This window comes from Flavobacterium hankyongi (assembly GCF_036840915.1).
Classification (GTDB): domain Bacteria; phylum Bacteroidota; class Bacteroidia; order Flavobacteriales; family Flavobacteriaceae; genus Flavobacterium; species Flavobacterium hankyongi.
Genome location: NZ_CP085725.1, coordinates 2,050,843 through 2,074,291, shown reverse-complemented (window position 1 = coordinate 2,074,291; position 23,449 = coordinate 2,050,843). Strand labels below are relative to the sequence as shown.

The 23,449-nt window shown below is 32.1% G+C and carries 22 protein-coding genes and 2 tRNA genes; 16 read left to right on the top strand and 8 right to left on the bottom strand.

Going from position 1 to position 23,449, the window contains the following annotated elements; genetic code table 11:
- Positions 1-97: 97 nt before the first annotated feature.
- The gene (locus tag LJY17_RS09650) at positions 98-2,584 is read right to left on the bottom strand and encodes a carbohydrate binding family 9 domain-containing protein (RefSeq protein WP_264543619.1); all 2,487 of its coding nucleotides are present in this window, start codon (positions 2,582-2,584) and stop codon (positions 98-100) included.
- A gap of 172 nt (positions 2,585-2,756) precedes the next feature.
- Here LJY17_RS09650 and LJY17_RS09645 point away from each other — a divergent pair, with 172 nt between their 5' ends.
- Complete coding sequence (locus LJY17_RS09645) at positions 2,757-3,506, top strand: murein L,D-transpeptidase catalytic domain family protein (RefSeq protein ID WP_319800122.1); 750 nt, start codon at positions 2,757-2,759, stop codon at positions 3,504-3,506.
- Here the strand turns inward: LJY17_RS09645 and LJY17_RS09640 are convergent.
- Complete coding sequence (locus tag LJY17_RS09640) at positions 3,450-4,994, bottom strand: L,D-transpeptidase family protein (RefSeq protein WP_264543618.1); 1,545 nt, start codon at positions 4,992-4,994, stop codon at positions 3,450-3,452. The two genes, LJY17_RS09645 and LJY17_RS09640, sit on opposite strands and share 57 nt — an antisense overlap.
- A 3-nt stretch (positions 4,995-4,997) precedes the next feature.
- Positions 4,998-5,435 (bottom strand): GNAT family N-acetyltransferase, encoded by a 438-nt coding sequence (locus tag LJY17_RS09635; protein WP_264543617.1) that lies wholly within the window; start codon positions 5,433-5,435, stop codon positions 4,998-5,000.
- Positions 5,436-5,597: 162 nt separating this feature from the next.
- Between LJY17_RS09635 and LJY17_RS09630 the strand changes: the two genes are divergently transcribed.
- Positions 5,598-5,670, top strand: a tRNA-Gly gene (locus tag LJY17_RS09630).
- Between the two features lie 34 nt (positions 5,671-5,704).
- Positions 5,705-5,777 (top strand) — tRNA-Gly (locus LJY17_RS09625).
- Positions 5,778-5,880: 103 nt separating this feature from the next.
- Here LJY17_RS09625 and pepE read toward each other — a convergent pair.
- On the bottom strand, positions 5,881-6,585 hold the full coding sequence (gene pepE, locus LJY17_RS09620; RefSeq protein WP_264543616.1) for a dipeptidase PepE: 705 nt from the start codon (positions 6,583-6,585) through the stop codon (positions 5,881-5,883).
- A 110-nt stretch (positions 6,586-6,695) separates the two neighbouring features.
- Here pepE and LJY17_RS09615 point away from each other — a divergent pair, with 110 nt between their 5' ends.
- The 6 genes from LJY17_RS09615 (at position 6,696) to LJY17_RS09590 (ending at position 11,932) form a co-directional block, all read left to right on the top strand.
- On the top strand, positions 6,696-7,394 hold the full coding sequence (locus LJY17_RS09615) for a hypothetical protein (RefSeq protein WP_264543615.1): 699 nt from the start codon (positions 6,696-6,698) through the stop codon (positions 7,392-7,394).
- Positions 7,384-8,121, top strand: coding sequence for a hypothetical protein (locus LJY17_RS09610; protein WP_264543614.1), 738 nt, complete (start codon positions 7,384-7,386; stop codon positions 8,119-8,121). The genes LJY17_RS09615 and LJY17_RS09610 overlap by 11 nt, the downstream gene beginning before the upstream one ends.
- Before the next feature lie 12 nt (positions 8,122-8,133).
- Positions 8,134-8,637, top strand: coding sequence for a DUF6702 family protein (locus LJY17_RS09605; RefSeq protein ID WP_264543613.1), 504 nt, complete (start codon positions 8,134-8,136; stop codon positions 8,635-8,637).
- A 61-nt stretch (positions 8,638-8,698) separates the two neighbouring features.
- Positions 8,699-10,960, top strand: coding sequence for a M1 family metallopeptidase (locus LJY17_RS09600; RefSeq protein ID WP_264543612.1), 2,262 nt, complete (start codon positions 8,699-8,701; stop codon positions 10,958-10,960).
- 40 nt (positions 10,961-11,000) lie between these two features.
- Positions 11,001-11,360 carry a Sec-independent protein translocase subunit TatA/TatB gene (locus LJY17_RS09595; RefSeq protein ID WP_264543611.1) on the top strand — a complete coding sequence of 120 codons (360 nt, stop codon included), beginning with the start codon at positions 11,001-11,003 and terminating at the stop codon, positions 11,358-11,360.
- A gap of 2 nt (positions 11,361-11,362) precedes the next feature.
- The gene (locus LJY17_RS09590; protein ID WP_264543610.1) at positions 11,363-11,932 is read left to right on the top strand and encodes a phosphatase PAP2 family protein; all 570 of its coding nucleotides are present in this window, start codon (positions 11,363-11,365) and stop codon (positions 11,930-11,932) included.
- 84 nt (positions 11,933-12,016) lie between these two features.
- Here LJY17_RS09590 and LJY17_RS09585 read toward each other — a convergent pair whose 3' ends face one another.
- Positions 12,017-12,658 carry an O-methyltransferase gene (locus tag LJY17_RS09585; RefSeq protein WP_264543609.1) on the bottom strand — a complete coding sequence of 214 codons (642 nt, stop codon included), beginning with the start codon at positions 12,656-12,658 and terminating at the stop codon, positions 12,017-12,019.
- 105 nt (positions 12,659-12,763) lie between these two features.
- On the bottom strand, positions 12,764-13,714 hold the full coding sequence (locus LJY17_RS09580) for an NAD(P)H-dependent flavin oxidoreductase (protein WP_264543608.1): 951 nt from the start codon (positions 13,712-13,714) through the stop codon (positions 12,764-12,766).
- Between the two features lie 113 nt (positions 13,715-13,827).
- Here LJY17_RS09580 and rlmN point away from each other — a divergent pair, with 113 nt between their 5' ends.
- A complete protein-coding gene (gene rlmN, locus LJY17_RS09575; RefSeq protein WP_264543607.1) occupies positions 13,828-14,871 on the top strand; it encodes a 23S rRNA (adenine(2503)-C(2))-methyltransferase RlmN in 1,044 nt (347 codons plus the stop codon).
- Positions 14,872-14,921: 50 nt separating this feature from the next.
- On the opposite strand, the gene LJY17_RS09570 is transcribed toward rlmN, so the two are convergent.
- A complete protein-coding gene (locus LJY17_RS09570) occupies positions 14,922-15,785 on the bottom strand; it encodes a hypothetical protein (RefSeq protein WP_264543606.1) in 864 nt (287 codons plus the stop codon).
- A 122-nt stretch (positions 15,786-15,907) separates the two neighbouring features.
- On the opposite strand from LJY17_RS09570, the gene LJY17_RS09565 reads away from it, so the two are divergent.
- From LJY17_RS09565 to dnaG, 6 genes are all read left to right on the top strand, one after another.
- A complete protein-coding gene (locus tag LJY17_RS09565) occupies positions 15,908-16,888 on the top strand; it encodes a polyprenyl synthetase family protein (protein ID WP_264543605.1) in 981 nt (326 codons plus the stop codon).
- Positions 16,889-16,990: 102 nt separating this feature from the next.
- On the top strand, positions 16,991-17,551 hold the full coding sequence (locus tag LJY17_RS09560; protein ID WP_264543604.1) for an RNA polymerase sigma factor: 561 nt from the start codon (positions 16,991-16,993) through the stop codon (positions 17,549-17,551).
- On the top strand, positions 17,538-18,260 hold the full coding sequence (locus LJY17_RS09555) for a hypothetical protein (RefSeq protein WP_264543603.1): 723 nt from the start codon (positions 17,538-17,540) through the stop codon (positions 18,258-18,260). Before LJY17_RS09560 ends, LJY17_RS09555 begins: the two co-directional genes overlap by 14 nt.
- Before the next feature lie 16 nt (positions 18,261-18,276).
- Positions 18,277-19,311 carry a hypothetical protein gene (locus LJY17_RS09550; protein WP_264543602.1) on the top strand — a complete coding sequence of 345 codons (1,035 nt, stop codon included), beginning with the start codon at positions 18,277-18,279 and terminating at the stop codon, positions 19,309-19,311.
- Positions 19,312-19,446: 135 nt separating this feature from the next.
- Positions 19,447-20,688, top strand: a complete 1,242-nt coding sequence (locus tag LJY17_RS09545) for a hypothetical protein (protein ID WP_264543601.1) — start codon at positions 19,447-19,449, stop codon at positions 20,686-20,688.
- Positions 20,689-20,774: 86 nt separating this feature from the next.
- Complete coding sequence (gene dnaG, locus LJY17_RS09540) at positions 20,775-22,751, top strand: DNA primase (RefSeq protein ID WP_264543600.1); 1,977 nt, start codon at positions 20,775-20,777, stop codon at positions 22,749-22,751.
- Here dnaG and LJY17_RS09535 read toward each other — a convergent pair.
- Positions 22,748-23,377: a response regulator transcription factor gene (locus LJY17_RS09535; RefSeq protein ID WP_264543599.1), complete on the bottom strand. Its 630-nt coding sequence runs from the start codon at positions 23,375-23,377 to the stop codon at positions 22,748-22,750. The genes dnaG and LJY17_RS09535 overlap by 4 nt on opposite strands.
- Positions 23,378-23,449 lie beyond the last annotated feature (72 nt).

Below are 23,449 nucleotides of genomic sequence, written 5' to 3'. Positions count from 1 at the left end.
GCCCTGATAGTAGCGGCATCCTTTTTTGTTGACGGAGGTTCTCGAAGTAACAAAAAAGATATAGCGTATAGCAGGAAGTAGCTCCAAAAATAAAAAATTATATCCAGTTTTTTACTCGGTTGAAGTCTAAAAAGTAGCGTAAGCTAACTGAGAAAGTATGATTTAAATTATCGCCCCACAAATTGTTGAAATTTCGTGAGAAATCTTTATCAATTCGAGATAGGCCTTCGTTAGAATTTGCAGAGTAGTTGCGATACAATACATTTAACTGACTACCTGGTGCTATCCACCATGAGTAAGAGCAGTCTAGATTCCAAGAGCTAAAGTCTTGGCTTCCTAAATCGGAGTAATTAGTGTACGTAAGGTCGCCATCTTCTCCTAATTTTTTAAAATCTTTACTTTCTACATAACTCCAATAGTATCTTGAAGTTACATTTATTGTCATTTTATTGTTGATGGCAATTTTGCTTCGTAATGATAGTGTGGAAGTGGTAACGTCTCTTTTTTCGAAAATTATATTTGTAATATCATCATTGTCATAGATACCTATAGTATTTGACTCTTTAGTATAGTCATATCCTAAAATTAGTGATACTTTGTTGCTAAAACGATACCTCGGACTTATGTTAAAGCCATAGCTGTTTCTGCCTAATTCTGATGTTGTGCCTCCCCATGGATTAAAATCTAAAGCAAATTTTTTATTATAGTTTGATGAAAAATATGCCCATGCCTCATAATATTCAGGAAGTTGTACATAGCGCCTATCTACTTGTGGCATATAAAAATCATATATTTTAGTAGGTCTAATGAAAATGCCACCGCCAAAACCATCGTTGTCTTTTGAAGTAGCATCAAAATTAAAATTCACATTTGCGCCTTGCAATTTGCCAGTTGTATTTTCAATTTGTGTATTTACATTCATGTTTGAATTGAATGTGTTGAAAATACTATTTGGTTTTAAAATTCTATAATTAATGTTTCCATAGGTTCCAAGGAAGTTTGTTTGGAAGTTGATTCCTAAATCGTTGTTGTCAAACTTTTTGGTTACGTAATTTCCTGTTACACTAAAACGAATTTTTCCGCTTGTTTCACCAAAACTGAGAGAAGTGTTAATTCCTTCTTTGTTTGGGTCGTCTCTAAATTCATTTATTTTAATGTATTTAAAATCTCCTGATAAATTATAAGTATTTTTTTTGGTGTTTAAATCGAAAACAAGTGCAGAAACATTTGCATCTCTAAATTCTCCGTTTCTGGTTACGTTTGTATTTACAAAAGTTACAGATGAGTTTTTATTGAATCGTTGATCTAATGTTATTATGTTATAATTTGTAAGAGGTTCAATAATTTGTTTTCTCCTTTGTTGCGTTACAGTGTCTAGCATAGTCACTGATTCTTTTTCAGTAATTGCATTCAAAAAGCCTATACCAAGTCCTTGTTTTGTTCTTCCAGATATTTTTATAGCATTAAGAAGATTAATTTTTTCTGGATAGTCATCTTCTAGAATTTCATTTTCGTCTTTTATCTCATTTAATTTACCTCTTCTAAGTGAAGGTCTTCCTCCAATGCGTCTTGAGTAAAATAAATTTCCTTTATTAAATAAATCAGTCCCTTCGGTAAAAAAAGGTCTATTTTCATTGAATTGTTGTTCAAAAGGTCCAAGGTTTAGAATCTTGTTGTCGAAAGCAGTTTGGCCAAAATCAGGAACTAAAATAGCGTCAAGTGTAAAAGCATCACTTATGCCATATTTAATATCCATTCCTAATTTGAATTGTGATTCAGCTCCTGTTATTTTATTTGTGTTTTCATAGAAAGAAGCATACGGAAAAAAGAAAAGGCGTGTTGGAGTTTTAATGTCTTTAAGTCCATTTAATATTCCTGACTGTTGTTCAAAGGTTCCTTTATTATTGTCTACATAGTTCCAGGTGTATAGTTGTCTATATCTGCGTAGTTGTCTGAAAAACTGGATTCCCCATATTTTTTCTTTGTCTTTTGAAAAGCGTAACGCAGAATATGGTAATTTAATTTCTGCACACCAACCTTGATCAGTAACTTTTACATTACTTTCCCAAATGGCATCCCAAGATGTATCTTCTCCAGTGGTAGAATTTGCATTAGCGTCCCATTGAACACCAGCTGCAGTTACTAAAAATCGAAATTCTTGTTGTCCATCATTGTAGCCGTTAACACTTACTCCAAAAAAATCTGTGGAGCCATCATCATCACGTTGGGTTATTTCACGCATAATTTTTTGTGGCTCATCATCATACATCATTGCGCCTATATATATAGCATCATCATCGTAGAGGACTTTAACTTCGGTTCTTTTTTCGTAAGCTAGTGGTTTTCCATTATCAGGATTATGCATTGTAAAGTCTCTGGCGAGTTCTGCATTTTGCCAACTCGCTTCGTCTATGATTCCGTCAAGAGATATTTTTTCAGATGTGCGAGACGCACTTAGTCTCTTCTTTTCAGGAGAGGGAATGTTTTTTAGTTTTTCATTGATCAACTCTGTTGATGAAGCAGTTTGACCAAGTAGGATTGGAGAGCACAACAAGGTAACACAAGTTGCAATTTTTTGTAACATACTGTTCGTTTGTTTGATTTATCAAATTTAATAAGAAACTAGTGCTGAGCCCTTTATTTAAGAATTGTTTAACTATTTTTCGAAATTAAAAAAATCGATAAAGTGTTAAATTTTATCGATTAACTGCAAAAAAATTTGGTTGGTATTATTTTTTTGCTAATATTTGTCCCGAATGAAACACAACACAAATAAAAGATTATCAATGATTTACAGAATTACGCCCCTTATTTTGTTATTCTTAATGTCTTTTGCCCCAAAGGCTGCGAATACTACTGAAATTGGAACTGACCCTAAATTAATTGCTGCAAATAATGCTGTAAGCATGTCTGCAAAAATTGAATTAATTTATAATACTTTAAATGCAAATAATTTGGCATTACCTCAATTACCATGTTTTCAAAAAGCTTTGCAAGGGTTTTATGCTTTAAAAGAAAAAGGACTTATCGAAAAAGATATTATAACGGTAATTGATTTTAGTATGTCATCTACTAAAAAAAGATTATGGGTCATAGATTTGGTAGCCAATAAAATTTTATACAATTCTTTGGTTTCACACGGAATGAAATCTGGAGGTGAGTTTGCTACCAGCTTCTCTAATGAACTTAATTCTAATAAAAGTAGTTTAGGTTTTTATACAACGGGTGAGATTTATCAAGGTAAACACGGTTTGTCATTAAAATTAGATGGACAAGAACAAGGAGTAAATAGTAATGCTAGAGCAAGGGCTGTAGTGATGCACGGAGCTGGATATGCTAATCCGTCAATATTAAGAACACAAGGATATTTAGGAAGAAGCCAAGGTTGTCCTGCAATTCCTGAAGCAATAAAAAATGAAATCATCCAAACAATAAAAGGTAAATCTTGTTTATTTATCTATCACCCTAGTAGAGCTTACGACATCACTACTAAATTGGTTGGTTAATCTTAAATACAAATCAGGGTCAAGACCATAGACATCGTTTCTAAACTGTAATTGACCTTTTTTATACCAAGCTGTAAAATATTGAAAGTGAACTTGAAACTCACAATCAACTTTTACAGCTTGTGTTTTTTTAGTCTTTACTATAGTATCAATTTTTATTGATGAATATCTTCTTGGATTCTTCAAAAGATATTCTACTAGAGGTAGGGGTTTTTCTATACGCACACAGCCTGAACTCAAAGCACGATAATTGTAAACAAAGTAATCTCTATGGTTTGTATCGTGCATATATACTAGATGATTGTTTGGGAAATTTATTTTAACAACTCCAAGCGAATTATTATATCCTGGCTCTTGAACATATCTGTATTTGTTGGCATCAGAAGGTTTCCAATCGCTAGGTGATATTTCTTGATTTTTATAATTGAAAATTTTTATTCTGGTTTTGGAAAAATAGCTTCGGCTTTTTGTTGCATCAGGGACTAAATCTTCTTTTATGATTGTTGGAGGAACAGTCCAAGTTGGGTTAAAAACAATGTTAGATATTTTAGAAGATAAAATTGGAGATTTTCTTTTTGGAGTTCCAACAACTACTCGATATTTATTTATAGTATCTTTATTATCTACTAAAAACAGGTAATAGTTTGGAATGTTTACCCCTAAAAAACTGTTCCCTAAATCTGCAGGATACCATCTCCAGCGTTCAAGATTTGTAATTATTTGTTGTTTTCTGGTTTCTTTACTTACGTTAAGAGCTTTTAAAGTCATTGCTCCAATTGCACCGTCAGATTCCAAACCGTGACGATTTTGAAACTTTATTAGGGCATTTTTTAAATCAGTATTGAAAACAGTATTTGCAAGTGTATCATCTTTACTTAAGTCACCCCAATAACGTAATCTTTCTTTTATTTTGGCAATTGTCTCACTTTTACCGCCAAGTTTAAATTTTTCTTTCGTTACTATTGTGTCAAAATTTTCTTCTGGCATTGATTTAATTAAAGCCAGTGCCTTTTTGAGATTTAAATATGTGAAATGTTTTGGTTTGTGACTTTCAAGAGTACTGTCTATCCTGTTTTTTTGCAATGCTATTGCTAAAATGGTGTCAGGTTGAATCTCCTTTTTTTCGATTTCCCAATCTCTGTAAATTTCTCTAGGGTTTATTTTTCCATTTTTTAAATCAGAAAGATATTTGATATAAGAGGCTGTAAGAAGTTGATGATATTCTTCTCTTGATTCTGGAATTGAATCGAATTTTTTTTCAAATTCAAGTAATTTACTGTATTGATAATCTTCAGGGAGTAAACCCTCGTTTTCCGAGTTTTTTATAGCTTCAATAAGATTAATTCTATTTTCTTTTATTCCCCATCCTTCTTGGATTTCTTGATTCTTTAGAGCATCATTAATATATTCATCAGTGCTCTTAGGATTAGAGTTGCCACAACCTATATAAAGGAATAAACCAAATACAATTATACTTAAATACTTCATGGGTTAGATTTGTTTGTACATTACATAATGTAATCCGATTCCTGCAATATCAAAAAGCGAGCCATAAATTTCATAGCCTAAAATTTTGTAAAATTTTGCTGCATTTTCTCTTGCGTTAAACCAAATGAGATTTGATTTTACTTTTTTGGCATAATTTTCAACCTCATTTACTAATAATCTGCCATAACCTTTGCCTTGAAACTTTTCTAAAACAGCCATTCCTCTAATTTGCAATTGATTAGGGTGATTAAAAATACTGCTTTTATTTTCAAAAACCGAAATCACTCCTATTAAATCTTCATTAAAATATAATCCAAAATGTTTTGTAGAAGATAAATCATCACCTTCGAAAATGCATGTATCTATTGGTTTTCCTGGCCTTAAAACTGGATGTCGAACCACATGGGTAAATTTTGCTGGTACTGGTTTGATTTGTATCATGGAAATGCAAATTTAATGTTATTTGTAATAATATTATAAGGCTGATACTGTGGTTACTCGATTTTTTTGTTGATTTAATCGGAAATATTTTTTAAAAAAAGTTTGCATTAAAGAAAAGTTATTATTTATATTTGCACCCACAAAAGTAAACGCTTTTGTTATGCGGAAGTAGCTCAGTTGGTAGAGCTCCAGCCTTCCAAGCTGGTTGTCGCGAGTTCGAGCCTCGTCTTCCGCTCTAAAACAAGATAAAGTTTTAAAAATTATCACCTGCGGAAGTAGCTCAGTTGGTAGAGCTCCAGCCTTCCAAGCTGGTTGTCGCGAGTTCGAGCCTCGTCTTCCGCTCTAAAAATCCCAGACTTTGTTTGGGATTTTTTATTTACTGTGCAAAATTCTGAAGCTATGCTTCAAATAAAAAAGCCCCAAGTATTACTTGAGGCTTTTTGTTTTATAAGAAATTTAAGTTTTCTCCTGGTGCGATTTCGACAGGGAATTCATTTTGTCTAAACAAACGTGCGGTTAGTTCTCCTCGAACAATAACATTGTCGCCATACGCTTCTAACCAACTTCCTTCACGCAAACCTAAAACAGGAATTGAACTTAGCTTGTGAAATTCATTAATTCTTGTTTCTCTTGTTTCTCCCATATGTGTTGAGCCTTCTATTGGATCTAGATAATGAGGATTTAGATTGAAGTTGATGAACCCCAAAGTGTCAAAGCTTTTAGGTAAAACAATAGGCATGTCGTTTGTAGTGTTCATCGTTTTGCCTCCAATATTACTTCCCGCACTACAACCAAGGTATGGAGTTCCATTGTTAATGGCTTTTTTTAGAGCATCAATTAGATTAAAATTGTAGAGTTGAGAAACTAATAAAAATGTGTTTCCGCCACCTGTAAAAATTGCTTGGGTTTCTTCAATTGCTTTTATTGGATTGTCAAATTCATGTAGTCCTTTAACAGCTATGTTTATTTTAGAAAATGCATGACTGACTTTTGATGTATAATCATCATGAGATATTCCACTTGGTCTTGCATAAGGGATAAATAATAATGTTTTTACGTTTTCGAAATGTTTTTTGAGTGTTGGGAGTAAGTAGTCTAAATAACCTCCTCCGTATAAAGTTGATGTGCTGGCAAGGATGACTTTTTTCATTAGTATATAATTGAGAGCCAAATTTAAAAATTATAATTAACAAAAAATTATCAAGTCATTAATAATAAATTGGGATTATACACTTCTATTTTTACCTTATAAATCTAAGTATGAAAAATTTATTAGCTGTTTTTTTTATTTGTATTTTTCAATCGGCATTTTCCCAATGTGAATTAAAAGGAAAAGTGATTTCTGATATTTCAGATGTTAAGGACATTATTGTGTTTAATTTTACAACAAAGAATGATACACTGACTGACTCGAGTGGGTTATTTACTATTGAAGCTAAGCCTGGAGATAGACTAATTATATCTTCTCCAAAATTAGAAGGTTTGGAAATAGTTCTAAATGAAAATTCTTTCAGAATGAATCCGCTAATTGTTGAGGTTAAATCGAAAGCAAATGAGTTGGCCGAAATTAAAATCAGTAGAATTACAGCAAAATCGTTAGGAATTATTGGTAAAAACGTAAAGGAGTATACAGTTGCAGAGAGAAGACTTAGAACTGCTACTACTGGTGGTCCAGTGGGAATGATTTATAATTTGTTTAGTGGTCAGAAAGACATGCTTAAGAAAATTGTTGAAGTAGAAAAGTATGAACTAAATCATGAAAAACTTCTCAGAATTCTTACTGAAGACTTTTTTCTAACTACTTTAAAAATTGCTAAAGAGAATTTAAATGGGTTTTTAATTTTTGCTTCAGAAGATTCAACAATAACCAAGTTGCTAAAAGATAAAAATTATGGTAATTTGAAATTCAAGTTAGTAGAATTGGCTTTCAAGTTTAAAGAATTAAAGAATGAAAATTAAATTACTTTTCTTTTTCTTATTTGTGCAAAGTGTTTTTTCTCAGACAATTATAAAAGGGAAAATAATTTCTGATATTGCAAATTTAGAAGGAATTTATATAGTAAATACTTCAACTAAAACTAGTACTTCAACAAACCCCGAAGGCTATTTTTCGATAGAAGCAAAACCAAATGATATACTTGTTATATTCTCTTTATCCATAGAAGGTTTGGAAGTTAGGTTAAATGATAGTTCTTTTAAACAAAGTCCCTTGATTATAAAAGTTAAGGCGAAAATCAATGAGTTAGATGAAATCGAAGTTAATAAGTTCACAACAAAATCATTGGGTATTGTTTCTAAAAACGTAAAAGAGTATACTCCAGCAGAAAGAAAGGTAAGAACTGCTGAAAAATTCAAATGGTATAGTCCGCTTTTAATTCCTTTTGGTGGAATGAGCGTTGATGGATTAATAAATCAGATTAGTGGTCGAACAAAAATGCTTAAGAAAGGAGTGCTTGTAGAGAAAAAAGAAAAAGAGTTAGAAAAGCTGGATTTATGGTTTGATGATGACTTTTACATTAAAACACTTAAGATTCCAGATGACTATGTGGAAGGATTTAAGTTGTTTGCTCTAGACGATATTGATTTGTTGAATTCTATGTCTTCAAAAAATAAAACTTTGGCCACATTTTTGTTAGGAGAAATAGCGGTTAAGTATAAGAACCTTACTTTTCCTGAAAAGAATTAATACTTTTACAGCATGAAAAAAGTTTTCCGATTTTCGTTTTTAATTGTTCTTCTTGTTGCATTAATGTCTGTAACAGTACATAAGTTTTATGTGTCAATTTATCAGGTAAATTACGCTCAAGAAAAAAAGATGCTTCAAATTACATCACGAATATTTGTGGATGACTTGAATTCAATTCTAAAAGATAAATACAATAAAAAAACGCTTTTAGGGGAAACAAATGAATCTGCTGATGATGTTATTTTAATGAAAAAATACTTAACCGAAAATTTCATTCTTAAAGTAAATGGGCAAGTAAAACCTGTTCATTTTTTAAGTAAAGAAATGGAGGGAAATGTACTTATTTGCTACTATAATATTAAAGATGTTTCTAAAATAAAAACCTTAGAAATTCAAAATACAGTATTGCTTGATTTTACTGATGAGCAACAAAATATTGTTCACACTTCAATTTATGACAAAAAGCAAAGTTTTTTATTTACTTCAGGAAATGTAAAAGGAATGTTAAAAGTTTAGCATTTTTTATTCTTCATCAAAAAATAAATTACATTTAGCACCTTAAATTAAGGTTTCCGTCATGAAAAAATTTAATCTATTCGTAGCTGCTTTCGTATTTAGCGTAAATGCCTTTGCACAAACTCAGCCAGAAAGCGTAAAACCAAAGCAACAAGGTCACGAGGATACTAACAAATTCAGACAAATGTATGATGTTATGGCAACGCCAAACATGTATCGTACAGCATCTGGAGCGCCTGGTCCTGAGTATTATCAGCAGCAAGCAGATTATAAAATTGACATCGAGCTTGATGATAAAAACGCAAGACTTTATGGCGTTGAAACCGTTACTTATACTAACAATGCTAAAGAATCTTTAGACTATTTATGGATTCAGTTAGATCAAAATCATTTTGCTAAAACGTCTAAAACACCTTTAGTTCAAAATAATAGAGTAGAACCCGCAATAAGTGCAAGAGGTTTTTCCAGAACTTATTTAGAAGAAAAATTTGATGGAGGTTTCAAGATAGATTATGTAAAGGATGTAAAAGGAACTCCAATATCCTATACAGTAAACGAAACCATGATGCGCATTAACCTTGCGAAACCTTTAGCACATGGGCAAAAGTATACTTTTACGATTAAATGGTGGTACAATATAGGAAACTATATGGTTGATGGAGGGCGTTCTGGTTATGAGCAATTTGAAGATGGAAACCGTTTGTACGTTTTAGCACAATTCTATCCTAGAATGGCAGTTTACAATGATGTCGAAGGATGGCAAAATATGCAATTCTGGGGGCAAGGAGAATTTGCTTTACCTTTTGGAAATTTTGAAGTAAATATTACTGTTCCTGCAGATCATATTATGGAGGCTACTGGGACATTAATGAATAGAAGCGAAGTGTTTACTGCAGAGCAAGTAAAAAGATATGAACAAGCACAACAATCATTTGACAAGCCAGTGATCATTGTGACTCAAGCTGAGGCAATGGTTTCTGAAAAAGGTTTTTCAGATAAAAAGAAAACTTGGAAATTTAAGGCTGAAAATGTTCGTGATTTCGGAATTTCTACGTCTAGAAAATTCATCCACGATGCAATGGCTGTAAAACTTGGCGGAAAAACAGTAATGGCAACATCGGTTTATCCAAAAGAAGGAAATCCTATGTGGGAACAATATTCAACAAGAGCCGTTGCGCATACATTAAAAAGTTATTCATCAAGAACATTCGACTATCCATATCCTAAAGCTGTTTCTGTTAATGCACAAGATCAAGGAATGGAGTACCCAATGATTTGTTGGAACTTTGGTCGTCCTGAAAAAGATGGAACGTATTCAGATAGATTGAAATATGGAATGTTAGGAGTTATTATTCATGAAGTAGGTCATAACTTTTTTCCAATGATTGTAAATTCAGATGAACGTCAATGGACTTGGATGGATGAAGGATTAAATACGTTCATGGAATATTTGGCTGAAATAGAATGGGAGTCAACTTTTCCTGTAGATAGAGGTCCTGCTAAATTAATCGTACCTTATATGAGTGGTGATCAAAATTGGTTAGAGCCAATTATGTCAAACTCAGAAAGTATCAAGCAATTTGGAAATAACGCATACGGAAAACCAGCAGCAGGATTAAATATTTTACGCGAAACAATTATGGGACGCGAATTGTTTGATTATGCTTTTAAAACATATGCAAACCGTTGGAAATTCAAACACCCAACACCAGAAGACTTTTTTAGAACAATGGAAGATGCTTCGGGAGTTGATTTAGATTGGTTTTGGAGAGGTTGGTTCTATACTACAGATTATAATGATATAGGAATTAAAGAAGTGAAACAATACTTTGTGAGTAACGATGCACCGGCAGGATTCCAAGCGCAACAAGCAACAAGACGTAATCGTTTTAGAGCTTCTGGGCCAATGGTTTATATGGTTGACGGAAGCAGTGCAGATATGAAACAAGAAATGAACAAGCCATTAAATGTTAAAGATCTAAAAACATTAGATGACTATGTACAAGCGACTTTTTCTGCAGAAGAAAAAGCAAAACTACAATCGCCTAAATATTTCTATCAAGTTACTTTTAACAAACCTGGTGGTTTAGTAATGCCAATTTTAGTTGAACTTACTTTCGAGGATGGAACTACAGAAAATCATAAGTTTCCTGCTCAAATTTGGACAAAAAACGATGCTGAAGTTTCAAGAACATTTGCTACTTCTAAAATAATCAAAAAGATTATGGTAGATCCAAAAGAAGAAACGGCAGATATTGACATTACAAATAATGCATGGCCTAAACAAGAAGTTACATCTAAGTTTGACGAAACTAAAAATTAAACTTTGTAACTTTGCACTATAAATTTTAGAATACAAGATTATGTTTGGTATTGGCGGAGGAGAATTAATTTTAATCATCTTTATTGCATTGATGTTATTTGGGTCAGAAAAGATTCCTGACATTGCTCGTACATTGGGTAAAGGAATGGCGCAATTGAAAAATGCTACAAACGAGATAAAATCTGAAATACAAAAAAGTGCTGATAATCACGAAATAGGATCTCTTACAAGAGATTTTAATGCCGAAGTCGAACAAGTGAAGCAAGGCTTTAATAAAATGGTTGATGATGAAACAGCAAAAATAACAGGAGAAAATAATCCTCTTGATATCACTTCAGAAATTAACGAAGCCAAACAAAACTTAGAAGACCTCACAGGTCCTATTAAACGCCAAATGTAACCTTGGAAAAAATCATTCAATTAGACAAAGATTTACTAGTATACCTTAACGGATTGGGTTCAGAAACTTTCGATCCGTTTTGGCTTTTTATAACGAAACAGTTACACCTTACGCCATTATTTCTATTTGTATTTTATCTTGTGTATAAAAAGGTAGGAGGTAAAAATCTACTTTTAATAATTGTTTCAATGGCGGTTATGATAACGTTCACAGATCAAATGACCAATTTGGTTAAAAATACAGTACAACGCTTGCGTCCTTGTAATGATCAAGAATTAAAGAATATTATACGATTAGTACAAGTTAGAGGATCCTATAGTTATTTTTCAGGGCATGCTACAAATTCAATGGCTGCGACAGTATTTGTATTTATGATATTAAAGAATTACTATAAATACGCAATTTCGTTGTTCTTGTTTCCTCTAATTTTTGCTTACAGCCGAATATACTTAGGACTTCACTTTCCTGGAGATATTCTTTCAGGATATATTTTTGGAGCTATTTCAGGATTTGCTTTTTATAAAATTTATGTAGAAGTAAAGAAAAAATATTTCCCTCAGCTTTTAGATTAGGAGCTTTCTCCAACTATCCACTATATCTTTTTGAATGCACTTCGATTTCGCTCTGTGTACAAAAAGGATGTGTTTCTATCTGGGCTATAAAACTCGGCTCACGGTTAAGCCGTCTCGAATAGGTAGTAAAACAGTTTCTACTCTTGGGTCGTCTTTAAGTAGTTTGTTGTATTCCAAAAGAATTTTAGTGCTTTTATCATTGGCTTTTACTTCTTCAAGTACTTTGCCACTCCATAATACATTATCAGATAAGATTACACCACCTTTATTCATTAAAGGAACTATCATCTGGAAATAATTGATATAATTTTCTTTATCAGCATCAATAAATACTAAATCAAATGTTTTGTTTAAGGTTGGGATAATATCCAATGCATTTCCTAAATGTTGATGAATTTGAGTTGCCCATTGTGATTGATCAAAGTATTTTCTTTGAAAGTCAACTAATTCTTCATTTACGTCAATCGTATCTAGTTCTCCATTTTCAACCAATCCTTCTGCAAGACATAAGGCCGCATAACCTGTGTAAGTGCCTACTTCGAGTATGTTTTTTGGACGAATTAATTTAGAAAGAATGCTTAATACACGCCCTTGAAAATGACCACTTAACATCCTTGGTTGTAAAATTTTTTGATGAGTTTCTTTATTTAGGCGTGCTAATAAATCTGGTTCGTTTTCGCTATGATTAGCAACGTAGTTTTCTAAATCTTCAGAAATGAAATGCATATATTTTAATTATTTATTGGTTCTCGAGTGAAGTCGAGAGACAAATTTACAAATAACAGAGACTATAATAAAAAAAGCGGAAAATTTTACTTCTCCGCTTTTCAACTAGTTAACCAGACTTTCAATTATTTTATAAACAGGCTGGATAGACTTGGAGTATTCTATGGTAGGACCTGCAACCCAAACCGTTTTGTAGGTAGCTTGTGTTGCGGCTTTCGTAACTGCATTGTTTCCAATCATGAAACGGATTAATTTTGCCCATTTTTTAAGGCGTTTGTTTGTGTTTAGAAAACGTTCTAACCAGTTTAATTTGGTTCCAATTTTCTGAACATAAGGGGTATTGATAACGGTGCAAGGTGTGCCCGAAATTTTTTCGGTCATGACAATATCCTTTGCACCATAATCTACACAGGCTTGTTTGTATTCTTGTGATACATTGGCTTCATTTGAAGGGATAAATAAACTTCCTACTGAGACACCAATAGCACCTGCTGCAATCATTTTGTCTAAATCTGCTTTGCATCCTACACCTCCAGCAGAAATTACAGGTAAAGAAGTATTTTCATTAAGTAATTTAATTAAAGCTTCTGGGCCTATTTCACCACGGTGACCACCAGCTTGATTATTTACTGCTATCAAAGCATCAGCTTTAAGGCTTTCTACTTTTTTTGCAAAGCCTAAGTCAGTAACATCACAAAAGACTTTAACCCCAACTTTGTGAGCTTCACGAATCGTTTCTTCAGGACTTCCTAATGATGTGATGATAAAATCTACTTTCTCTTCACATAAAACCTTTAGTTGATCTTTATATTTAATGTTTGATTTGTTTACTATTAAATTAAAACCAAAACTTCCTCCTTCTACTCTCGCAGCTTTTAACTCTGCAATTGCGGCTTTAAGTTCTTCAAGTGTTCTGTAGTTTAATGCAGGAATACAGCCAGCAACTCCTGCTTTCATGCCCTCTATTACCATAGTGGTATTAGAAACCAAGAACATTGGTGCCATAATCACTGGATGCTTTATACCTAATATCTCTGTTAAAGATGGTTTTGACATTTTAAATCATTTTTATCAAAGATATAAAAAAATATTATGCATGCATATAATTCATGTAATATTTGAAATTTTGTTTTAGATGGTAGGATTTTCAGAATTACTATCTTTGCAGCATGCAAATAGAAAAGAAAGATATACGCGCATTAACAAAAGAACAACTTCGTGATTTTTTTGTGGATAATGGAGATAAAGCATTTCGTGGTAATCAGGTATATGAATGGCTTTGGAATAAAGGAGCTCATAAATTTGAAGATATGACTAATGTTTCTAAGCAAACTAGGGAAATGTTAGAGGCTAATTTTGTAATCAATCATATAAAAGTTGATCAAATGCAGCGTAGTGAGGATGGTACCGTTAAAAATGCTGTTCGTTTGCACGATGGTTTGGTTGTAGAATCTGTTTTAATTCCTACCGAGACAAGAACTACTGCCTGTGTTTCAAGTCAGGTAGGTTGTAGCTTAGATTGTAATTTTTGTGCAACAGCAAGGTTGAAGCGTATGCGAAATCTTGAGCCCGGAGAAATATATGATCAAGTAGCAGCTATAGATTCTGAAAGTCGTTTGTATTACAATAGACCATTATCTAATATTGTATTCATGGGGATGGGAGAGCCTCTGATGAATTATCCTAATGTCATGAAAGCTATTGATAAAATTACATCATCAGAAGGATTAGGAATGTCGCCAAAACGTATCACAGTGTCTACATCTGGAGTTTCAAAGATGATTAAAAAGATGGCTGATGATGGGGTGAAGTTCAAATTGGCAGTTTCATTACACTCGGCAGTTGAAGAAATAAGAAATCAAATCATGCCTTTTACAAAAAGTTTTCCGTTGCCTGAATTGCGTGAAGCTTTAGAATATTGGTACAAAAATACTAAAAGTAAGATAACTTATGAATATGTGGTTTGGAAAGGAATTAATGATGATAAAAAATCAATTGATGCTTTAGTAAAATTTTGTAAACATGTGCCATGTAAGGTGAATTTGATAGAATACAATCCTATTGATGATGGAGAATTCCAACAGGCATCTGAAGAATCAATTAATGCATATATAAAGGCATTAGAAGCAAATGATATTGTTGTAAAAGTTAGACGTAGTCGAGGGAAAGACATCGATGCTGCTTGCGGACAATTAGCTAATAAAGAAGTATAAAAAAATCCCACTATTTAGTGGGATTTTTTATTAAAATATATAACCAAGAATTAATTCAGAATAATAGTATATTGAACTCCGTTGTGAGTGAATATAGCCACATTGTCACAATCCCCATTTCCAAAGTCTAAAGTAGAAGTTCCATAGCCTTGAAATTGAACAATACCTTTTACAATATTAGAGCAATTTAATTTTACAATTAAAGGAGAAGTAATAGTACTTGTCATTGACCACCCCGAAGTAGTTGAATTTGTTGTCCATTGGCCAGTTACACTGTACACATTGTCAGTATATTCTGGAGTGCTTTGCCCACCTGTAATTTCTGTTGTTCTAGAACCAGTTCTGTGATACACATTTCCGCTAGGGAATGTAGCAGTAAAATCCATATTCATAACAACTATAGCATGAGTATTAGGGTTTGTAGTAGATGTTCCCCACGAAATTGTGAAGGTTTTGTTGCCTACTATTTTTACACCATTGTGATAAAAATTATCAAATTGATAGTTAATAGTATGTGAAGTGGCGCTAGGTTGATATACAAATGTGACAATAATTTTTCCTTTTAAAACATTGCCGTTTGGTAGAGTACATCCGTTGATTGGATCAAAATCAATAGTTTTGGTGATTGTTGTTCCTGGAGTAATTACAGTGCCATAAGCTGGTACTCTTGTAATAGTTGCACAAGTTGGAGCAAAGGTTGTTTGTTGAGTTCCTTTTGAAGTCATTCCATCTTCTGTTGAAGTCATCGATTGTTCTTCAACAATTGCAGAAATATCTGAACCGGCTACATCAAGTCTTGCATTAACTTTTGCATCTTCAGCAGTCATAACTTTATTTTCAGTTTCATTATCTTTTGTACAACTGTAAAAAACTACTGATAAAAGCGCTGATAGAATTAAGATTTTAATTTTCATAATTTTAAGATTTTTTTAAGGTTTTGGGTATTTGACAGTTATAACGTAAAAAAGGTTTAATCAAATATAAAAATATTTTTGAATTGTAAAATTTTGACTAGAAATACTATCTTTGAATTTCGATGGATATTTCTTCGCAAATAAAAAAACCAATTCTTCAAGAGATGGAACTTTTTGAAAAAAAGTTCCACAGTTCGATGTCTTCAAAAGTTGCCTTACTAAATCGAATTACATATTATATTGTAAATCGTAAAGGAAAGCAAATGAGACCAATGTTTGTTTTTCTTACTGCAAAGATGATTTCTGGCGGGGAAGTTTTAGAAAGAACATATCGTGGAGCATTAGTTATTGAGTTAATTCATACAGCAACTTTAGTACATGATGATGTGGTTGATGATAGCAATCGTCGTCGCGGTTTCTTTTCAATAAATGCGTTGTGGAAAAATAAAATAGCAGTTCTTGTAGGTGATTATTTGCTTTCTAAAGGATTATTACTTTCAATCGATAATGGCGATTTTGACTTATTAAAGATTATTTCGGTTGCAGTTCGTGAAATGAGCGAAGGTGAATTGCTTCAAATAGAAAAAGCTCGCCGACTTGATATCACTGAAGATATTTATTACGAAATCATTCGCCAAAAAACGGCTACACTCATAGCTGCTTGTTGTTCACTTGCTGCATGTTCTGTAAAACCAGATGATGCAGAATTAGTAGAGCGTATGCGAAAATTTGGAGAGTTAATAGGAATGGCTTTTCAAATTAAAGATGATTTGTTTGATTATACCGAAGAGGCAATAGGAAAACCAACAGGAATTGATATTAAAGAACAAAAAATGACACTTCCATTGATTCATGTCCTGAATAATTGTTCTTCGAAAGAAAAAAACTGGTTAATCAATTCCATTAAGAATCATAATAAAGATAAAAAACGAGTTAAAGAAGTTATTGCTTTCGTAAAAGATAACAATGGACTGATGTATGCCGAGAAAAAAATGGTTGAATTCCAACAAGAAGCACTAAAACTTATAGAGTCATTCCCAGATTCCCCTTATAAAGATTCCCTTATTTTAATGGTAAATTATGTGATTGAAAGAAAAAAATAATTTTTTTTAATCATCATGCAACCTTTTTTAAATCATTCTCGTCTATGTTAATAGAAGGGTCAATGTAATTCCTTTTATTGTGAAAATTCAATTTGAAATAAAGTGAAAGTTGTCAATTTACATCACGAAGAAAAAAAATTAATAGAGCATGCGCTCAATAATAACCGGCATGCACAGCATCAGTTATATTCTCAGTTTGCGCCTAAAATGTTAAGTGTGTGCAGACAATATGTGAAAGATTTGCAACAGGCTGAAGATGTAATGATCACTGGCTTTATGAAAGTGTTTACAAATCTTAAAAATTTTGAACACAAAGGGAGCTTTGAAGGCTGGATTAGAAAGATAATGATAAACGAGAGTATTTCTTTTATAAGAGCAAAAAAGGAAGTGAAGTTCATGGAGGATGAATCTTTTTTTGAGGATAGTCATAATTCAATTGAAAGCCAATTGTTACTTGATGACATTCAATTTCTGATTGACAATTTGCCAGAAGGATATAAGATGGTGTTTAATTTATATGTGATTGAAGGATTTAAACATCAAGAAATAGCTCAAATGTTAGGAATTACAGAAGGAACTTCAAAATCACAATTATCAAGGGCAAGAGAAATGCTGCAAACCCAAATCCAAAGACTTAAAAATTATAGTTATGGGACCGAATAAAATAGAGAATGAAATAAGAGAAAAGTTAGGCAAAAGGGAAATTCAGCCTTCTGCGCAAGCTTGGGACAGATTAGATGCAATGCTTTCGGTTCAAGAGAGTAAAGTAGAAAAGAAAGCTTTTCCATGGTTTAGAATTGCTGCTACGGTTGTACTTTTTTTGGGAGTAAGCTATTTCTTTTACAATTCGAGCGAAAAAAACATTAAAGACGATAATTCAAATATTGTTTTTGAAGATTCTAAAAAAACTTCAACAGATGGAATAAAAAAAGAGGAGATTGATGTTGTGAAATCGTCTCAATCAATCATAAATGAAAAGAATTCGTCCATCGTTTATTCTGAGACAAAAAACAAAAATATAAAAAAGGTTAAAGAATCTAAAGTGCTAAAAAATAGTTATTCTAAAGAAGTTTTGCCTCAAATGTCTAAAGAAAATCAAGTTGCTTATTCAGACACAAAAAATGAAACCAAAAATAATGAGGATAAATCAGAATTAAAAATTATAGTGGAAAGCAAAGAAGCAATTGCAGAAGCAAAAATGCCAATAGAAAAAACTAAATTAAAAATTGATCCTAGTTCTCTTTTAGATCAAGTAGATGGAGAAATAGAGCTTACATTTCGTCAAAAAGTGATGAAAACAGTAAAAAAAGGATATAAAGAAGCAAAAGAAGCTGTAGCCAGCAGAAATCAAGAATCATTAATCAATCATTAATCAAAAAACGAATAGTATGAAAAATTTTATCATTTATGTAAGTATTTTAATCTTGACAACAACAGTAAAAATGTTTGGACAAGAAACATTTGAAGGAAAGGCTAAAGCAATTGCCAGCCAAATTGAAAAAATAACAAAAGAAGAAAAAGCTTTGTTGAAATTGCAAGTTGAAGATATAAATAAAGAACTTGAAAATGGAATCATCAATCGAGAACAAGCTGATGAGAAAAAATTAAAACTAGCAGAAAAGAGTGCTTCAAAAATAGAAAATCGGGTAGCAGCTGAAGAAATGAAATTAACAGCATTAGTGAAGGAGAAAGTTGAAGGAAGAATTACTTATTTAGATACTACAAATCCAAGACGTCCTTCAATCAGAATAAATTTTAGAAATAAAGATACTACTAAAGTTTCTGAAAAGAGAACAACTTCGCAATTTGTATTTGCAGCAGGAGTAAATAATTTAGTGACTAATAAAGCTGTTGCTCATTCTGATTATAGATACTGGGGGTCACATTTTTATGAAATAGGAGTCTCTTATAATACAAGGATTTTAAAAAATGATAATTTACTACATTTTAAATACGGATTGTCTCTTCAGTACAATAATTTAAGGCCTACAGATAATAGATATTTTGTTGAGAATGGAAAACAAACAAATTTGCAAACTGCAGCTATCAAATTAGATGATTCAAGGTTAAGAAATGTAAATATTGTAGCACCTTTGTATTTAGAGTTTGATTTTTCAGGAAATAAAAATCACAATGATAAACCATTTTTTCAAACGCATAAAAGTGTAAGAGTAGGATTAGGAGGATTTGCAGGTTTTAATGTGAAAACAAAGCAAATTATAAAGTATGAAGAAAATGGGCATGATTACACACAAAAAGAAAAAGGTAGTTTCAATACAAATGATTTTGTTTATGGTGTTGGTGCTTATTTTGGGTATAAAGAAACAAGTTTATATGTTAAGTATGATTTGAATCCATTGTTTAAAAACAATGTTGTTGACCAAAATAATATATCATTAGGTGTACGTTTTGATTTGAATTAATTTTATTTGGCATATTTATTGAAAAGTGTTTCGTTGACGAGACACTTTTTTATTATTAATAGTTTAACATTTATTTTTGGTTTATTTGAAAACTAAAATTAAATTTGTTCCCCTTGATTAAAAACAAACTCACAAATGAGAAAAACATTTTTATTGTTGCTATTAACTTCTGTAGGAGTTGCAAATGCTCAGAAAACACCAGGTATATATGGTGAAAATAACTGGTTTAATGGCTGGACAAGCTTTAAGCCTAAAACTGCTGATTATGCTCCTGCGACTCAAATCTTAACTGGAGTTATTAAGGAAAATACTACATTATCAAAAAGAAATACTTACTTGCTTATGGGTACTGTTTATGTGCCAAGTGGAGTAACACTAACAATCGAACCTGGAACAGTGATTAGAGGAGATAGTGATTCAACTGGAACTTTGACTGTTGTAAAAGGAGGTAAAATCATTGCAGAAGGAACAGAGACAGATCCAATCGTTTTTACTTCCAATAAATCAGCTTCAGATCGTAAAGCCGGTGACTGGGGAGGAATTATAGTATATGGAGATGCACCACTTAATAGACACGGTGGTTTAATATCTTCAATTTATGATACAAATCCTTTATATAATGTTTTTGGAGGTAATAATGAAAACAGTGATTCAGGAGTTTTAAAATATGTTCGTATAGAATTTGCTGGAAAAAAAATTGATGCAAAAACAATGTTGAATGGTTTAACACTTGGAGCAGTTGGTAAAAAAACTAAAGTAGAGTATGTTCAAATTAGTTTTGCAAAAGACGATGGTATAGAAATTGTGGGGGGGAATGTAGATTTGAATAATATTATTTCTTACAGAAACGCTGATGATGATTTTGACTTCTCAATGGGAATCCAAAGTACTGTAAATAATAGTATAATTATTAGAAGTCCTTTTATTTCAGATAATACACGTTCAAGAGCTTTCGAGATTGATTCATATGACAAAGTTGAGAACTTTGATCCAACTAAAAAGAAAACCGTAATTAAGCTTAACAATGTTACAATCGTTAATAATGATGATAATAGTGTTGGCTTAGTAAAAGAAGCCATTTCTTTAAAATCAGACTCATTCTTAGAAATGAATAAATGTGTTGTTTCAGGATTTGCAAGTTTTGTTGCATTGGATGATAAGTATTTAGAAGGTGATAATTTCAAAAAAGTAATCATCAAAGAGTGTGTTGTGGATAGTTGTGTGGAAGTGTTTACAAATGAAAATTTAGTTAAACAAGATAATGTAAACAATTGGTTTAATATGCCAAGTATGATGAATACAATTTCTAGAGTTGGATTAACAAGTCTTTTTAAAAGCAATGACGAAAAGAAAAAACCTGATTTTAGATTAAAATAATTGATAGGTAAAATGTAAAAAAGTGCTCTATACAGAGCACTTTTTGTTTTTATGAAAGTCGTATATTTGACAACATTTATTTTTTAATGATTTCCAAAAATACAATCGATACTGTTTTTGAAACTGCCCGTGTAGAGGAGGTTATTGGTGATTTTGTACAACTTAAGCGTGCAGGAACTAATCTTAAGGGACTTAGTCCTTTTTCAGATGAAAAATCACCTTCATTTATGGTGTCTCCTGTAAAACAAATCTGGAAAGATTTTAGTTCAGGAAAAGGAGGGAATGCAGTTACATTTGTAATGGAGCATGAGCATTTTTCTTTTCCAGAAGCTATTCGATATTTAGCAAAAAAATACAATATTGAAATAGAGGAAACAGAAAGAACTTCAGAAGAAATGCAAGAAGCTTCAGAAAAAGAAAGTATGTATTTAGTTTCTGAATTTGCTCAAAAGTATTTTCAAAGTACAATGTACAATACTGATGAAGGTCAGGCTATAGGACTCTCATATTTTAAGGAAAGAGGATTCACCGCGGAAACAATTAAAAACTTTGGATTAGGATATTCACCTGAAACTTGGGATGCTTTCACAAAAGAAGCATTAGGGCAAGGGTATAAGTTGGAATATCTTGAAAAAGTTGGTCTTACTATTTCAAAAGACGATAAGCAATTTGATAGGTTTAAAGGAAGAGTTATGTTCCCCATACAAAGCATGTCGGGGCGTGTGTTGGGTTTTGGAGGTAGAATTTTAACCAACGATAAAAAAGCAGCGAAATATCTTAATTCACCAGAGAGTGATGTTTACCATAAAAGTAAAGTATTATATGGTATTTATCATGCTAAGCAAGCCATTGTTAAGCAAGATAACTGTTTCCTTTGTGAAGGATATACAGATGTTATTCAAATGCATCAGGCTGGAGTGGAAAATGTTGTGTCTTCTTCAGGGACAGCGCTAACTTCTGATCAAATCAGATTGATAAATAGACTTACAAAAAATATTACTGTTTTATTTGATGGAGATGCTGCTGGTCTTAGAGCTTCTATTCGCGGAATCGATTTGATTCTAGAAGAAGGAATGAACGTGAAAGTGTGTACATTTCCTGAAGGCGAAGACCCTGATAGTTTTGCCCGAAAAACTCCTCAAGAAGAACTACTTCGTTATTTAGACGAAAATGCTAAAGACTTTATTCAGTTCAAAGCATCACTTTTAATGAGAGATGCAAAAAATGATCCTATTAAAAAGGCCGAACTTATTAGAGATATGGTAATTAGTATCTCTAAAATTCCAGATAGAATTAAAAGAGAAATCTATATTCAGGAATGTTCCCGTATTATGGAAATTTCGGAAGATGTTCTTTTTAATACTTTAGCACAATTGGTTCAAAAAGATATTTCGGAAGCTAATAAAAAATACGTTCAAGAACAAAAAGCATTCGAAGTTCATAAAAATGAGTCTGCTACAGTCAATTCAAAAGTCGACATTCAGTATGAGCTTGAAAAAAAGATAATTCAAATTTTGCTATTATACGGTGATTTTGAAGAAGATTTTGAAGATTTCTTATGGAAGGCTAATGATGATGGAGAATTAAAAGAAGTAAGAGAGGTAAATAAGTATAAAATCTTTCAACGTGTATATTTGAGTTTACAGGAAGATGAGGTTGAATTGGCTACTCCTATATTTCAAGCTATATACAATGATTTAATTGCTTATTATAATCAAGATAAGAAATTTGAAATTGAGCAATATTTAATGCAGGTTACTCCAGAATTGTCTCAGGAAGTTATATCAATTTTAATGGCAGATGAAAAAGATGTATTACACAATTGGGAAGCAAAACAAATCTATGTAAAACTTAAAGACCAAACCGTTGCACAATATGTGAGTGAAACAATTTTATCACTACGATGGTTTTTGGTTAACAAAATAATTGAAGAAATAAAAATGTCACTCTCAAACAGTGTCGAAAGTGACAATTCAGAAGATCTTTCTATGGTAATGGACTACTCGAAGCTAATAAATAACTTTTCAGTAAAATTAGGAAGAGTAATGTCTCGCTACAGTTAAACTATTTCTAGTGTTTTTGCTTTGTTTACTAAGTCCACTAAATTAGTAACGTTCAATTTTGCTAGTAAGCGCAGTTTGTATGTACTAATTGTTTTTTCATTCAAATTAAGTGCTTCAGCAACTTCTTTGTTTTTCTTTCCGTTAGATAAATAACGTAAAACTTCAATTTCGCGACTCGATAATTTTCTATATAGCCTTTCAGATTTGGCTTGCTTAGAAATTAGAGCCATGTTTTTCTTAACGGCATCACTAAATATAACTGCTCCTCTATTTACCTTGATAATGGTAGAAGCCAGTACATCAAGCTTTTCCGATTTTTCTACAAATGATGAGACACCTGCTTTAATAGCGTTTGGCGCATATATTTGTTCGTTAAGATTTGAAAAAAGAACGATTTTTACTTTAGGATAATCTTTTAATAAGGCTTTGATGAGATTTATGCTAGTAAGTCCTTGAAGTTCTAAGTCCATGAGAAGGACATCAATATCCTTGCGTTTTAGCATTTCCTCTACCATATCAAAATTATCAACTATTCCAACTAAGGAAATGTCAGCATGTTCTTTAAAGTAAGATTTTATGCCATAATGAACCACGGGGTGGTTGTCGGCAAGTCCTAATTTAACCATAATAAAAACTTTAAGTTAATAACTAAAACGTATAGTAAAGATAATTAATATTTTTGTAAATAACTGGCAATC

Excerpts from the sequence above, each read along its gene's own strand:
- pepE (WP_264543616.1), bottom strand. The coding sequence starts at position 6,585 with ATGAAAAAAGTCATCCTTGCCAGCACATCAACTTTATACGGAGGAGGT.
- LJY17_RS09570 (WP_264543606.1), bottom strand. The coding sequence starts at position 15,785 with ATGAAAATTAAAATCTTAATTCTATCAGCGCTTTTATCAGTAGTTTTT.
- LJY17_RS09615 (WP_264543615.1), top strand. The coding sequence starts at position 6,696 with ATGAAAAATTTATTAGCTGTTTTTTTTATTTGTATTTTTCAATCGGCA.
- rlmN (WP_264543607.1), top strand. The coding sequence starts at position 13,828 with ATGCAAATAGAAAAGAAAGATATACGCGCATTAACAAAAGAACAACTT.
- LJY17_RS09605 (WP_264543613.1), top strand. The coding sequence starts at position 8,134 with ATGAAAAAAGTTTTCCGATTTTCGTTTTTAATTGTTCTTCTTGTTGCA.
- LJY17_RS09650 (WP_264543619.1), bottom strand. The coding sequence starts at position 2,584 with ATGTTACAAAAAATTGCAACTTGTGTTACCTTGTTGTGCTCTCCAATC.
- LJY17_RS09550 (WP_264543602.1), top strand. The coding sequence starts at position 18,277 with ATGAAAAATTTTATCATTTATGTAAGTATTTTAATCTTGACAACAACA.
- LJY17_RS09555 (WP_264543603.1), top strand. The coding sequence starts at position 17,538 with ATGGGACCGAATAAAATAGAGAATGAAATAAGAGAAAAGTTAGGCAAA.
- LJY17_RS09600 (WP_264543612.1), top strand. The coding sequence starts at position 8,699 with ATGAAAAAATTTAATCTATTCGTAGCTGCTTTCGTATTTAGCGTAAAT.
- LJY17_RS09535 (WP_264543599.1), bottom strand. The coding sequence starts at position 23,377 with ATGGTTAAATTAGGACTTGCCGACAACCACCCCGTGGTTCATTATGGC.
- LJY17_RS09595 (WP_264543611.1), top strand. The coding sequence starts at position 11,001 with ATGTTTGGTATTGGCGGAGGAGAATTAATTTTAATCATCTTTATTGCA.
- LJY17_RS09585 (WP_264543609.1), bottom strand. The coding sequence starts at position 12,658 with ATGCATTTCATTTCTGAAGATTTAGAAAACTACGTTGCTAATCATAGC.
- dnaG (WP_264543600.1), top strand. The coding sequence starts at position 20,775 with ATGATTTCCAAAAATACAATCGATACTGTTTTTGAAACTGCCCGTGTA.
- LJY17_RS09545 (WP_264543601.1), top strand. The coding sequence starts at position 19,447 with ATGAGAAAAACATTTTTATTGTTGCTATTAACTTCTGTAGGAGTTGCA.
- LJY17_RS09640 (WP_264543618.1), bottom strand. The coding sequence starts at position 4,994 with ATGAAGTATTTAAGTATAATTGTATTTGGTTTATTCCTTTATATAGGT.
- LJY17_RS09610 (WP_264543614.1), top strand. The coding sequence starts at position 7,384 with ATGAAAATTAAATTACTTTTCTTTTTCTTATTTGTGCAAAGTGTTTTT.
- LJY17_RS09635 (WP_264543617.1), bottom strand. The coding sequence starts at position 5,435 with ATGATACAAATCAAACCAGTACCAGCAAAATTTACCCATGTGGTTCGA.
- LJY17_RS09645 (WP_319800122.1), top strand. The coding sequence starts at position 2,757 with ATGAAACACAACACAAATAAAAGATTATCAATGATTTACAGAATTACG.
- LJY17_RS09580 (WP_264543608.1), bottom strand. The coding sequence starts at position 13,714 with ATGTCAAAACCATCTTTAACAGAGATATTAGGTATAAAGCATCCAGTG.
- LJY17_RS09565 (WP_264543605.1), top strand. The coding sequence starts at position 15,908 with ATGGATATTTCTTCGCAAATAAAAAAACCAATTCTTCAAGAGATGGAA.